The organism is Streptomyces sp. MNU76 (genome assembly GCF_020982545.1).
In the GTDB taxonomy this organism is placed as follows: domain Bacteria; phylum Actinomycetota; class Actinomycetes; order Streptomycetales; family Streptomycetaceae; genus Streptomyces.
The window spans coordinates 628,788-641,711 of sequence record NZ_JAJKLK010000003.1 but is presented as its reverse complement, the minus strand read 5'-3'; the positions used below and the strand labels follow the sequence as shown (position 1 = coordinate 641,711).

Here is a 12,924-nt window from a genome sequence, read left to right as displayed (position 1 = left end):
CCGTCGGACTTCCGTTCGCCACGCGTCGACGTCACCCGTCGGTGGCGGCCTCGGCGAGGCCGAACTCCGTGTGCAGGAGCTTCAGGGTCTCCACGTGGTCGTGGCGGGGAACGATCACCGAGACACGCAGCTGGGAACTGGAGACCCAGCTGGTGGCGATCCCCACCCCGGAGAGCACCATGGTCAGACGGGCCAGATACTCCGGACGGTTCAGCAGGCCCATCCCGATCAGCGACACCTTGGCGACATCCGTGTCCACCCGGACTCCGCCGCCCAACGGGGCCACGGCCCTCTCCAGCGGCTCCCTGATCCGCTCGACATCACTGTGCCGAACGGTGAAGCCCATCCGGAACTCCTCCTCCTGCGGACCGGACCGGGCGACGAGGTCGACCGGGACCGCGTTTCCAGCCAGGATGCCGAGGATCGTGGAGACGGGATCGCCCTTGCCCTTGCAGTGCACGAGAACGCGCGCCACGTCCGTGTCGGACGTGATGGCGCTGATCGCGCCTCCCGTCTCCAGCAGCCCGGTGTCCCCCTGACCCACCACGGTCCCCTCCCTCTCCACCAAAGAGCTTCTGACGTGCAACTCGACTCCCTTGGCCGCGGCCAGTTCCGCCGACCTGGAGTGCAGGACCTTCGCTCCCGAGAAGGCCATCTCGACCATGACGTCCGAGGCCACGTACGGGAGCCTGCGGGCCGACTCCACCAGACGGGGATCGGCCGTGTACACGCCGTCCACGTCCGTGTAGATCTCACAGCTGCCCGCGTCGAGGGCCGCCGCGAGGGCCACGGCCGTGGTGTCGGATCCACCGCGGCCCAGGGTGACCACGTCACCGACGTCGTTGATCCCCTGGAAACCCCCGACGACGACCACGCGCTCCTCGTCCAGACAGCCCCGCAGCCGCCCGGTGTCGATGGTGTCGATCATGCCCTCACCGTGGCGGCCCACCGCCCGGATGCCCGCCTGCGGCCCGGTGAGGGAGACGGCCGGAACTCCCAGCCGCTCCAGCGCCAGGGCCAGCAACGCGGCCGAGGCGTACTCGCCCGTCGCCAGCAACTGGTCGGTCTCCCGGGGCGCACGCCGTGCGGCGTCCCGCCCTCCGACCTCGTCGACCAGGGCCAGGAGGTCGTCGGTGGTGTCTCCGCGGGCCGAGACGACGACCACGGTGCGCCGTCCGGCACGACGGGTCGTAGCCACCCGCTCGGAGATCCTGCGGAGTCTCTCCGCCCCGGCCAGCGAACTCCCTCCGTACTTCTGAACCAAGATGCCCACGACTGGTCCCTCCCCCGTCACGGATCCGGCCGAGCGGTCGTGTGCGGTGCTGCGGCCTCCTCGGAGCCTGCCTTGCCAGGAGGGCCGGGACATCACCCGTTCGCGGGATGCCGACCGGTTGCGCGGTGCTCGCCGCGGGACCCCGTGAACGCGTGATGGAGACGGCTCCGGGCGCGCCGCGGACCTCGGCGGCCGGGCCCCGGCCCTCCGGGGGCGTCGGCATCCCCGGGCCGAGCCGGTCTCACCCCCGCAAGGCCCTGATCGACGTGGGCGCGTGCCCCGGCTCCGTCGCGATCTCCTCGAACTCGACCACGTTGGCGATGTCGTTCGTCGTGGACATCGCGATGTCGGTGACGCGCTCCAGGATGGCCTCGACGACCACCGGCACCCGGTACTGCGCCGCGAGCTTCTCGGCCTGCTCGAACGCGGCGCCCAGGTCGGCCGGGTCCGTCACCCGGATCGCCTTGCAGCCGAGGCCCTCGGCGACCTTGACGTGGTCGACGCCGTAGACCCCCAGCTCGGGCGAGTTGACGTTCTCGAACTCCAGGCTGACCTGGAAGTCGATGTCGAAGGCGCGCTGGGCCTGCCGGATGAGGCCCAGGTAGGAGTTGTTGACCAGGACGTGGACGTACGGGATGCGGTGCTGCGCCCCGACGGCCAACTCCTCGATCATGAACTGGAAGTCGTAGTCGCCGGAGAGGGCGACGACGGACGCCTCCGGGTCGGCCTTGGCGACGCCGAGCGCGGCCGGCACGGTCCAGCCCAGGGGGCCCGCCTGACCGCAGTTGATCCAGTGGCGCGGGCGGTGGACGTGCAGCATCTGGGCACCGGCGATCTGGGAGAGGCCGATGGTGGAGACGTACCGGGTCTCGGGCCCGAAGGCCCTGTTCATCTCCTCGTAGACACGCTGCGGCTTGATCGGGATGTCGTCGAAGTGCGTACGCCGCTGGAGGCGGGCCCTGCGGTCCTGCGCGTCGGCCGCCCACGCGGAGCGGTCCGGCAGCCGGCCGGCCGCCCGCAGCTCCCGTGCCACCGCGAGGAACAGTTCCAGCGCGGCCTTGGCGTCGGAGGCGATGCCGAAGTCGGGAGCGAAGATCCTGCCGATCTGGGTGGGCTCGATGTCGACGTGGACGAACGTCCGCCCGGCCGTGTAGACGTCCAGCTTCCCGGTGTGCCGGTTGGCCCAGCGGTTGCCGATACCGAGGACGAAGTCGGACTCCAGGAAGGTGGCGTTGCCGTAGCGGTGCGAGGTCTGGAGGCCGACCATGCCGGCGTTCAGCTCGTGGTCGTCGGGCAGGACGCCCCAGCCCATGAGGGTGGGAACCACCGGCACACCCGTCAACTCGGCGAATTCCACGAGGAGTTCGCAGGCGTCGGCGTTGATGATCCCGCCGCCGGCGACGATCAGCGGCCGCTGCGACGCGTTCAGCATCCCGATCGCCTTCTCGATCTGGGCGCGGGTGGCGGCGGGCTTGTAGACCGGCAGCGGCGCGTAGGTGTCCGGGTCGAACTCGATCTCGGTGAGCTGCACGTCGACGGGAAGGTCGACGAGGACGGGCCCGGGTCGGCCGGAGCGCATCAGGTGGAAGGCCTGCTGGAAGACGCCGGGGACCTGCGCGGCCTCCAGGACGGTGACGGCCATCTTGGTGACGGGCCCCGCGATGGAGGCGATGTCGACCGCCTGGAAGTCCTCCTTGTGGATGACGGCCGTGGGCGCCTGGCCCGTGACGCAGAGGATGGGGATCGAGTCCCCGATGGCCGAGTACAGCCCGGTGATCATGTCGGTGCCGGCGGGCCCGGAGGTGCCGACACAGACCCCGATGTTCCCGGGGCGGGTGCGGGTGTACCCCTCGGCCATGTGCGACGCGCCCTCGACGTGCCGGGCGAGGGTGTGCTGGATCCCGCCGGCCGCCTTCAGGGCCGCGTAGAACGGGTTGATCGCGGCGCCGGGGACCCCGAAAGCGTCACGGACTCCCTCGCGCTTGAGGATCTCGACTGCCGCGCGGGCAGCGGTCATACGAGCCATTGCGTACTCCTGCTTCAGCTGCCGGACTCGCGCTCCCGTCGCGCCCCGCGGTGAGCACTTCCGTAATTCGGAAAATTATTTCTGCTATCTGGAAGCAGAGTAGGAGCCGGGGCAGGGGGCGTCAAGGGCGTGGGCAGCGGAATCCACCTGGGGCTCTCAGGGTGTTTCCCTGCCGGAACAGCCCGTGCTGGAGGACGATGAGGAGGCGTTTTCGACGGGCCCGGCGGTGGGGTGGGGAGCATGAGCGAGAGCATGGCGGTGCGGTGCCCGGACTGCGGGCGGGAGCACCGGTACGCGGCCCCGGCCTACCCCTGCGCGTGCGGCGCCCCGGTCGCCCCGGCCCTCGACCACCGCGCAGCCCCCACCGCGGTCACCCACCGCACCTGGGACGAGGACTGGGTCACCGTGCGCTGCGGGAACTGCGGTCGCGCCGACCAGTGGCCCCACCCGGAGCTCGGCTGCTCCTGCGGGACCGTGCTGCGGGTGCCCGTGGCCGGCGCCCTGCGGCCGCTGGGCCCGGGCGACGCCGTGGAGACGACCGGAGCGGACGACGGCCCCCGGGCGGCCTTCCGCCCCGTCACCATCCGCACGGCCCGCGACGCGGTCACCGCCGTCGCCCTCTATCTGCGCTGGCTGGGCTACCAGGACATCCGCCGCGCCGACCAGCGCCAGCCCGCGGGGATCGGGCTCGCCGCGCGGGGCGTCCTGGCCCAGGTGGACCCGTCGGTGCGCCCGGCCTCGCTGCGCGACGTCGAATGCCTGTGGCTGACCGCCATGACCGAGTCCACCGACTGCGTGTACTTCTCCCTCGCCGGGTACGCGGACGACGCCCGCGACCGCGCCGACGGCCTGGGCGTCTCCCTGTTCGTCCTGGATCTCACGGGCACCCCGCAGCCGATGAACCGCGCGGCGACGGAACTGGTCGCCACCGGCGCGAGCACCTGAGCGACGACCACGCCGCACCGAACGCGCGGCCATGGGCTACGTGACTATCCGGCGGCGTACCGCTCACGCAGTTCGACCTTGCGCACCTTCCCCGACACCGTCATCGGGAAGGCGTCCAGGACGCGCAGCGCGCTGGGGATCTTGTAGTGCGCCAACCGCCCCTCGCAGAAGGCCCGCAGCTCCTCCAGGGTGGGCGGTTCGGCGGCTTCGCGCGGGATGACGCAGGCGAGCACCTCCTCGCCGTACCGCTCGTGCGGCACGCCCACCACCTGGACGTCGGCGATCTTCGGGTGGCCGTACAGGAACTCCTCGATCTCGCGCGGGTAGATGTTCTCGCCACCACGGATGATCATGTCCTTGATCCGGCCGACGATCTCGACGTACCCGTCCTCGCGCATCGTCGCCAGGTCCCCGGTGTGCATCCACCGTCCCGCGTCGACGGCCTCGACCGTCTTCTCCGTCTCCTCCCAGTAGCCGAGCATCACGCTGTAGCCACGGGTGCACAACTCCCCCGCGCTGCCGCGTGGTTGTGTCGCCCCCGTCGCCGGGTCGACGATCTTCACCTCGATGTGCGGCAGGACGCGGCCCACGGTGCCGGTGCGGTGGGCCAGGTCGTCGTCGCGCCGGGTCTGGGTGGAGACGGGCGAGGTCTCGGTCATGCCGTAGCAGATCGAGACCTCCGTCATGTGCATCTCGGCGACCACCCGCTTCATGACCTCCACCGGGCAGGGCGAGCCCGCCATGATGCCGGTGCGCAGGGAGGAGAGGTCGTGGGCGGCGAAGTCCGGGAGGTTCAACTCGGCGATGAACATGGTCGGTACGCCGTACAGGGATGTGCAGCGCTCCCGCTCGACGGCCTCCAGGGTGGCCCGCGGGTCGAAGGAGGGGGACGGGACGACGACGCAGGCGCCGTGCGAGGTCGCCGCGAGGTTGCCCATCACCATGCCGAAGCAGTGGTGGAACGGCACGGGCACACAGATCCGGTCCTGCTCGCCGTAACCGAGCAACTCCCCCACGAAGTAACCGTTGTTGAGGATGTTGTGATGGGAGAGGGTCGCTCCCTTGGGGAAGCCCGTGGTGCCCGAGGTGTACTGGATGTTGATCGGTTCGTCGCAGGACAGGTCCGGGTACGGCACCGGTGTCCCGCGCGCGAGCAGCGCGTCCCAGCTCGGGTCGCCGACGTAGACGGTCTCCCTCAACTCAGGGCAGTTGCGGCGCACCTGCTCGACCATGGCCCGGTAGTCGCTGCTCTTGTGACTGAGGGAGGCGAACAGGAACGAGACCCCGGCCTGCTTGAGGACGTACTCGACCTCGTGGGTGCGGTAGGCCGGGTTGATGTTCACCATGATCGCGCCGATGCGGGCGGTGGCGTACTGCACCAGCACCCACTCGGGGCAGTTGACCGCCCAGATGCCCACCCGGTCGCCCTTGGCCACACCACTCGCGAGCAGCGCGTACGCCAGCTCGTCGACGTCCGAGGCGAAGCGCGCGTACGTCCAGCGCCGCCCGGACGGCACGTCGACGAGCGCCTCACGGTCCGGCCAGGCGGCGACGGCCCGGTCGAGGTTGGCGCCGATGGTGTCGCCGAGCAGCGGGGTCGCGCTCGTCCCGTGGGCGTACGAGGTCACCGGAAGTCCTCCTCGCGGTACTCCGCGTCCGAGCCCACGGCCGTGGCCTCGCGCAGCGCGATACGGCGGATCTTGCCGGAGACGGTCTTCGGGAGTTCGCCGAACTCGATGCGGCGCAGGCGCTTGTAGGGGGCGAGGACCGTCCGGGAGTGCTCGAAAAGCACCTTCGCGGTGTCCGGGCCCGGTTCCCACCCGGCCGCGAGCACGATGTACGCCTTCGGCACGGCGAGCCGCACCTCGTCCGGCGCGGGGACCACGGCCGCCTCGGCGACCGCCTCGTGCTCCAGCAGGGCGCTCTCCAGCTCGAAGGGGCTGATCTTGTAGTCGCTGGCCTTGAACACGTCGTCCGCGCGGCCCACGTAGGTGAGGTAGCCGTCGGGGTCTCGGGAGCCGATGTCGCCGGTGCGGTAGTAGCCGCCGGCCATGGCCTCCGCCGTACGGTCGGGATCTCCGTGGTAGCCGGTCATGAGGCCGACGGGGCGGCCCGAGAGGTCGAGGGCGATCTCTCCCTCGTCGGCGTCGGGGGCGCCGGTGACGGGGTCGAGGAGGACGACCTTGTAGCCGGGTGCGGGCCGGCCCATCGAGCCGGTCTTCAGCTCCTGGCCAGGGCTGTTGCAGACCTGGACGGCGGTCTCGGTCTGGCCGAAGCCGTCCCGGACGGTGACGCCCCAGGCGCGGCGGACCTGCTCGATCACCTCGGGATTGAGGGGTTCACCGGCCGCGACGACCTCACGGGGCGGGGTCCGCAGCTGACCGAGGTCGGCCTGGATGAGCATGCGCCACACGGTGGGCGGGGCGCAGAAGGTGGTGACGCGCGCGCGGTCCATCTCCGCGAGCAGCCGGTTCGCGTCGAAGCGCGTGTAGTTGTGGAGGAAGACGGTCGCCTCCGCGTTCCACGGGGCGAAGAGGTTGGACCAGGCGTGCTTGGCCCAGCCGGGCGAGGAGATGTTGAGGTGGACGTCGCCGGGGCGCAGACCGATCCAGTACATGGTGGCCAAGTGGCCGAAGGGGTACGACACATGGGTGTGCTCGACCAGTTTGGGCCGGGCGGTGGTGCCCGAGGTGAAGTACAGCATCAGCGGGTCGGTGGCGTTGGTCGCACCGTTCGGCTCGAAGCGGGCGGAGGCCGCGTAGGCCTGCTCGTACGGCCGCCATCCCTCGACCGTGCCGCCGACCGTGGTGCGGGTGTAACGGCCGGGCACGTCCGCGAACTTGGCCGCCTCCTCGGCCCGCGCGATCACGTGCCGGACCCGGCCGCGCTCCACGCGGTCCCGCAGATCGGCGGGGCCGAGCAGCGGCGTCGCGGGGATGACGACGGCGCGCAGCTTCATCGCGGCGAGGGCGGTCTCCCACAACTCCGCCTGGTTGCCCAGCATCACGAGGACACGGTCGTCGGCGCGGACGCCCCGGTCCCGCAGCCAGTTGGCGACACGGGAGGAACGTTCGGACATCTCGGCGAAGGAGAGACGGGTCTCGGTGCCGTCCTCCTCCACGATGTGCAGGGCCGTCCGGTCGTTCCCACGTGCGATCACGTCGAACCAGTCGAGCGCCCAGTTGAAGTACTCGGGGCGGGGCCAGTCGAAACCCTTGCAGGCCGTGGCGTAGTCCTCGCGATGGGCCAGCAAGAAGTCCCGGGCCGCCCGGAACTCCTCCGTGGCGCTCGTCCTCGCCGACATGTGTCCTCCTCATTGCCGGACCGTTGCCTGACATCGTGTAATGCGTGATACACGTCTCACTACCCCCGAACGGGGGTGCGCCGCGCGGAAGGGGCGAGTTCGTGGCACTGGATCCCTCGGGTTCCGTCGGGCCGGCCTGGTCGGGCCGGGCGGACCTGCGCGGCGCACTGCACCGGCTGCGCCGGGCCACCGGGCTGCCGCTCGCCTTCGCGGGTCTCGTCGAGCCCGGCCCCGGGCAACTGCGCATCAGCGAACTCCAGGGGAACCGGACCACCTCGCTCCAGGGTCTGGCCGTGCACTCGGGCAACGGTCTCGGCGGCAAGGCGGTGGCCCTGGCCCGGCCGTGCCGGGTGACCGACTACTCCGCGTCGCGCCGGATCAGCCACGAGTACGACGCCGCGGTCGCCGCCGAGGGCATCCGCTCCGTCCTCGCGGTCCCCGTCGTCGTACGGCGTCAGGTGCGCGGCGTGCTGTACGGCGCCCTGCGCGCGGCACAGCCGCTGGGCGACCGCACGGTGTCGGCCGCGCTGGACGCGGCGCGGGACATGGAGCAGACGCTGGTGGTGCGCGACGAGGTGCGGAACCTGCTGGCCGCGACCGCCCCGACGCCCGAGGGGGATACGGCCGGGGCGTGGGAGGAGGTCCGGGAGGCACACGGGGCGCTGCGCGCGCTCGCCCCGCGCGTCGACGATCCGGAGCTGCGGGCGGAGCTGCTGCGGGTGTGCGGGCGCCTCGCCGGCGTGACCGGCGGGGGAAGCGCCCCGCCGGAGGGTGTGCCCCGGGTCGTCCTCACGGCGCGTGAGACGGATGTGCTGGCGTGCGTGGCGACGGGTGCGAGCAACCAGGTCGCGGCGGAGCGTCTGGGGCTGCGCCCCGAGACGGTGAAGGCGTATCTGCGGTCGGCCATGCGGAAGCTCGGGGCGCACGGGCGGTGGGAGGCGGTGGTGGCCGCCCGCCGGGCCGGGGTGTTGCCATAGCGAAGCGGCGTGCGGTGCGGTGCACAGTGAGGGCCGGTGGGGGCTGGTCGCGCGGTTCCCCGCGCCCTGACGGGGCGCCCCCTCCGGGGCGAGGCTGTCGCGTCCCGGGAGCATTCATGTAACGGGGCTGTGAAATTCCCTATGCCGTACCCTTCCTGTTATTTCCCACACCGGGCCGCGTTCCGAAATTCAAAGACAGGACGCCTAATATTGGCCCGGACACGACACTCGAGGGGAGCGGTGGCCCGTGCGACGGGAGTTCAAGGAGCCTGGGAGACCCCGCCCCGACTTGGTCATTGGCAGGGAGGAGCTGTTCGCGGGGGCGCGCGAGCAGCTTTCGCGGGGCGGCAGCGTGCTGGTGCACGGCTCCGCGGGCATCGGGAAATCGACCGTCCTGCGCGCCCTGGCCGCCGAATACGACGAATCGGCGCGGACGGTGCTGCGCTGCTCGGCCACCGAGTCCGAGTCGCATCTGCCGTTCCTCGCCCTGACCGACCTGCTCGGGCTGGTCATGGACGAGGTCTCCGACCAGCTGCCCGCGCCGCAGCGCACCGCGCTGGAGTCCGCACTCACCGGCCGTGGCGAGTCCACGCTCCAGCGTGACGGGCTGGCCCTGCGGCTGGCCGTGCTGTCGACGCTGCGCGCGCTGGCCGCCAAGGGCCCGGTGCTGATCGTCGCCGACGACCTCCAGTGGCTGGATCCGGCCAGTGTGGAGCTGCTCGGGTTCGCCGCGCGGCGGCTCGGGGAGCTGCCGGTGCGCATGCTGTGCGCCGTACGCACGTCGACGGACCCCCACGGCCACGAGCAGGACAGGTATCTACGCGCGTCCCCGCCCGACACCCTCGCCCTGCGGGTCGCCCCGCTGTCCCGGGCGCACGTCGCCGAGCTGCTGGAGAACCGCGGCTACACCGGTCTGCCCCGCTCGACCGTGCGCGACATCCACCGCACCAGCGGCGGCAACCCGCTGTTCGCGCTGGAGCTGGGCCGCGCTCTCGCCGACAGCTCGACCCCGCCGCGCCCCGGCGAGCCGCTGCCCGTGCCGACCTCGCTGCGGACCCTGGTCCTGAACCGGCTGGACATGCTCTCCGCCGAGGCCCGCCGCACCCTGCTGGTCGCCAGCGCCGGTGCCCGGCCCACGGTGGCGCTGCTGCGCGCCGCCGGGCGGGAGAACGCCGAGGCGGAGACCGCGCAGGCCGTCGAGCTGGGCCTGCTCGCGCCGGAGCGGGAGGCGCCGGGCGTGCGGTTCGCGCACCCTCTGGTCTCGGCGGCGCTGTACGCCGAGGCGACCGCGCAGGAGCGGCGGGCCGCCCACGCCGCGCTGTCCACCGCCGCCGTCGACCCCATCGAGCGGGCCCGGCACCTGGCGCTGGCCACCCAGGGCACCGATCCGCAGGTCGCCGCACGGCTCGGCGAGGCCGCCGCCGTGGCCCGGGACCGGGGCGCGCCGTCGGTCGCCGCCGAGCTGGGTCTGCTCTCGGCCCGGCACACCCCGGCGGACGCGACACCCGGCCCGGACGAGCGGCGGCTGCAGGCGGCGGAGGACGCGATCACCGCCGGGGAGAACGACCTCGGCCGCGACATCGCCCGTGAGGTGCTGAGCCGGGCCACCGAGCCCGCCGAACGGGTCCGGGCCTGGATGGTGGTGATCGACGCGGCCGGGCAGTCCCTCGCCGAGGTCGACGCCGTCTACCCGCAGGTCCTCGCCGACGCGGGCGACGACCCGCGGCTGCTCGGGCTGGTCCGCTACCAGCTGGCCTGGCGGGCGCTGGTCCTGGAGGGCGACTTCGCGCAGAGCCGGGAGGAGGCCGCGCGCGCCGCCGAGTTGGCCGGACGCGCCGAGGACCGGCGCACCGAACTGCTCGCGCTCGCCTTCCAGGCGCAGACCGAGATGCTGATGGGCCACCCGGACGCGCCCATGACGATCAAGCGGGCGCTGAAGGAGCCGCAGGACCCGCTGCTCGCGTGCCACCACAACGGGGCGGGCGCGACCCGCTTCCGCTGGCTGCTGATGAGCGACCAGCTCGGCGAGGCCCGCGCCACGATCACCTCGCTGCTGCGGGAGGTCCGCCGGCGCGGCATGGTCGAGAGCGAGGTGCACTACGTGCGCTTCCTCGCCGAGACCGAGCTGCGCTCCGGGCACTGCGGCCGGGCCCTCGACCTCGCCCGCGAGGGCTATGTCCTGGCCCGGGACTCCGGCATCGGCGAGGGCGCGTCCGCCATGCTCACCTCGCTCACGGAGGCCGCCGGCGGCGATGTGGAGCGGGCCCGGGCGCTCGCCCGCGAGGCCGCCGACCGGGCCGAGCAGGACGGCGACCTGATGTACCTCTCCCGCGCCCTGGGTGCCCTCGGGCACGCCCAGTTGGTGGCGGGCGACGCGCCGGGAACGGTCCAGTCTTTGCGTCGCGTACGGGAGTTGGAGGACGGGCTGGGGATCAACGATCCCGCGCGCGGCCGGTGGCACGGCGACCTCGCCGAAGCCCTGGTGCGGGTGGGTGAGTTGGCTGAGGCACAGGACGTCATCGACGTCACGCGGCAGCAGGCGCTGCGGCTCGGCCGGGAGAGCGTGCTCGCCGTGCTCGACCGCGCCGAGGCCCTGGTGCGTGCGGCACGGGGTGAACAGGACGCCGCCGTACGGCAGTTGACGTCGGCCCAGGACCGGCTCGCCAAGCTCGGCCACGGCCTGGAGGAGGCGCGGGCCGCGTACGCCCTGGCGGGGCTGCGCGCCGCCCCGCAGGGCCTCGGTGCCGCGCGGCCAGGGGGGACGCCCGCGCCGGGCGCGTACGACGAGGCGTCCCGGCTGTTCCGCCGGTGCCGCGCCCTGCCGTGGCTGCGCCAGGTGGAGGAGGCCTCGGTCACCCCGGCGCCGCCGCAGCCCGTGATCGCCCCGTCCGCGCTGGACGCCCTCGCCGTGCTCGCGGCGACGGAACGCCAGGTCGCGGAGCTGGTCATGGAGGGCGCGACCAACCGGGAGATCGCCGGTCGGCTGTACATCAGCGTGAAGACGGTCGAGGCGACCCTCACACGCGTCTACCGGAAGCTGGGTATCCGGTCGCGTGTGGACATCGTGCGTCTGGCGGCGGGACACCGTACGAACTGACCTCCCCGGGACCGGCTGACGAGCCCCTCCCGGGACCTGGGCCCTGTCGCGTCACATTCCCGTCTGCGTGTCGTCTGCCGCGCCGGGGAGACATCCGTGCGGGCGCACTGTGGAGGCATCCGGTGGAGGCATCCGTGCGGGGCGGCGACCTTGCGGCTCCAGCCTAGGCTCAAACCCAGGCCCGGGTCATCGAGGGTTTTCCCTCCTCAACTCCCCTAGGGGGATCCCCCCTTGGGAGCGGCTCGCTCCGGCTCTTAGTTTCTGTGACGTGCCGCACGCCAGGGCACACAGACCGGCCCGCCGCCCCCGCTCGGCTCCCCCGAGCGGGGGCGGCACCGCAGGCTCTGTGCACTCCCCACCCGCGCGTCCCCCACCGGCAACCCCCATGAGGAGAACCATGTTCGGGTTCAACCGCGCCAGGAAGTCGATGGTCGCCGCCGCTGCCACCGCCGCCGCTGCCGCTGCCGCACTCCTGACCGCGCCCGGCGCCGTCGCCGCTCCCCAGCCCATCGTGGGTGGCACCACCACCACCGCCAGCGCGTACCCGTACGTCATGCAGATCACGAACGCCTCGCAGAGCCAGTTCTGTGGCGGCACCCTCGTCTCGCCCACCAAGGTGATCACCGCTGCTCACTGCATGGTCGGCAGAACGACCTCCAACACCCGTGTCGTCGGTGGCCGCACCTACCGCAACGGCACGAACGGCACCGTCAGCACGCTCAGCAAGATCTGGATCCACCCGAGCTACAACAGCTCCACCATGACCAGCGACGTGGCGGTGCTGACGCTCGCCGTCGCGCAGCCGTACACCACGGTGCCCTACGTCAGCGCCTCCCAGACGGGCGTCTACGCGGCCGGCACCACCGCCCGCATCGTCGGCTGGGGCACCACCTCCTCGGGCGGTTCCTCCTCCAACCAGCTGCGCACGGCGACCGTGCCGGTCGTGGCCGACTCGGTCTGCGGCAGCTCCAGCTCCTACGGCTCCGAGTTCATCGCTAGCTCCATGGTCTGCGCCGGCTACTCCTCCGGTGGCGTTGACACCTGCCAGGGCGACAGCGGCGGTCCCCTGATGATCGGGGGCGTCCTGGCAGGCATAGTTTCCTGGGGTTACGGCTGCGCCGACGCGCAGTACCCCGGTGTCTACACCCGGCTGACGACCTTCTCCAACACGGTGGCCGCGCAGGTCAACTCCTGACGGGAAGAAGTCGGCCCACGGACTCCTGAGGCACGTCCTCGGGTGATATCAGGGGGCGCCTCGAACCTGCCACGAGCGGTTCGGGGCGCCCCCTCTCCACTTGTGCG

General features: G+C 72.2%; 8 protein-coding genes. 4 read left to right on the top strand and 4 right to left on the bottom strand.

Going from position 1 to position 12,924, the window contains the following annotated elements; genetic code table 11:
- Nucleotides 1-31: 31 nt before the first annotated feature.
- Entirely contained in the window at nucleotides 32-1,273 is a 1,242-nt protein-coding gene (locus tag E4N62_RS09135; protein ID WP_230213435.1) for an aspartate kinase, read from the bottom strand.
- Between the two features lie 241 nt (nucleotides 1,274-1,514).
- Nucleotides 1,515-3,299, bottom strand: coding sequence for a glyoxylate carboligase (gene gcl / locus E4N62_RS09130; RefSeq protein ID WP_230213434.1), 1,785 nt, complete (start codon nucleotides 3,297-3,299; stop codon nucleotides 1,515-1,517).
- Between the two features lie 240 nt (nucleotides 3,300-3,539).
- On the opposite strand from gcl, the gene E4N62_RS09125 reads away from it, so the two are divergent.
- On the top strand, nucleotides 3,540-4,244 hold the full coding sequence (locus E4N62_RS09125; RefSeq protein ID WP_230213433.1) for a hypothetical protein: 705 nt from the start codon (nucleotides 3,540-3,542) through the stop codon (nucleotides 4,242-4,244).
- 44 nt (nucleotides 4,245-4,288) lie between these two features.
- Here the strand turns inward: E4N62_RS09125 and E4N62_RS09120 are convergent, their stop codons facing one another.
- Both E4N62_RS09120 and E4N62_RS09115 read right to left on the bottom strand, forming a co-directional pair.
- Nucleotides 4,289-5,872, bottom strand: a complete 1,584-nt coding sequence (locus tag E4N62_RS09120; RefSeq protein ID WP_230213432.1) for an AMP-binding protein — start codon at nucleotides 5,870-5,872, stop codon at nucleotides 4,289-4,291.
- Nucleotides 5,869-7,548 carry an AMP-binding protein gene (locus E4N62_RS09115; protein WP_230213431.1) on the bottom strand — a complete coding sequence of 560 codons (1,680 nt, stop codon included), beginning with the start codon at nucleotides 7,546-7,548 and terminating at the stop codon, nucleotides 5,869-5,871. Before E4N62_RS09115 ends, E4N62_RS09120 begins: the two co-directional genes overlap by 4 nt.
- A 101-nt stretch (nucleotides 7,549-7,649) precedes the next feature.
- Between E4N62_RS09115 and E4N62_RS09110 the strand changes: the two genes are divergently transcribed.
- From E4N62_RS09110 to E4N62_RS09100, 3 genes are all read left to right on the top strand, one after another.
- Nucleotides 7,650-8,525, top strand: a complete 876-nt coding sequence (locus E4N62_RS09110) for a response regulator transcription factor (RefSeq protein WP_230213430.1) — start codon at nucleotides 7,650-7,652, stop codon at nucleotides 8,523-8,525.
- A gap of 247 nt (nucleotides 8,526-8,772) precedes the next feature.
- Nucleotides 8,773-11,622 carry an AAA family ATPase gene (locus E4N62_RS09105; RefSeq protein ID WP_230213429.1) on the top strand — a complete coding sequence of 950 codons (2,850 nt, stop codon included), beginning with the start codon at nucleotides 8,773-8,775 and terminating at the stop codon, nucleotides 11,620-11,622.
- 397 nt (nucleotides 11,623-12,019) lie between these two features.
- On the top strand, nucleotides 12,020-12,817 hold the full coding sequence (locus tag E4N62_RS09100) for a serine protease (protein WP_230213428.1): 798 nt from the start codon (nucleotides 12,020-12,022) through the stop codon (nucleotides 12,815-12,817).
- Nucleotides 12,818-12,924: the final 107 nt, after the last annotated feature.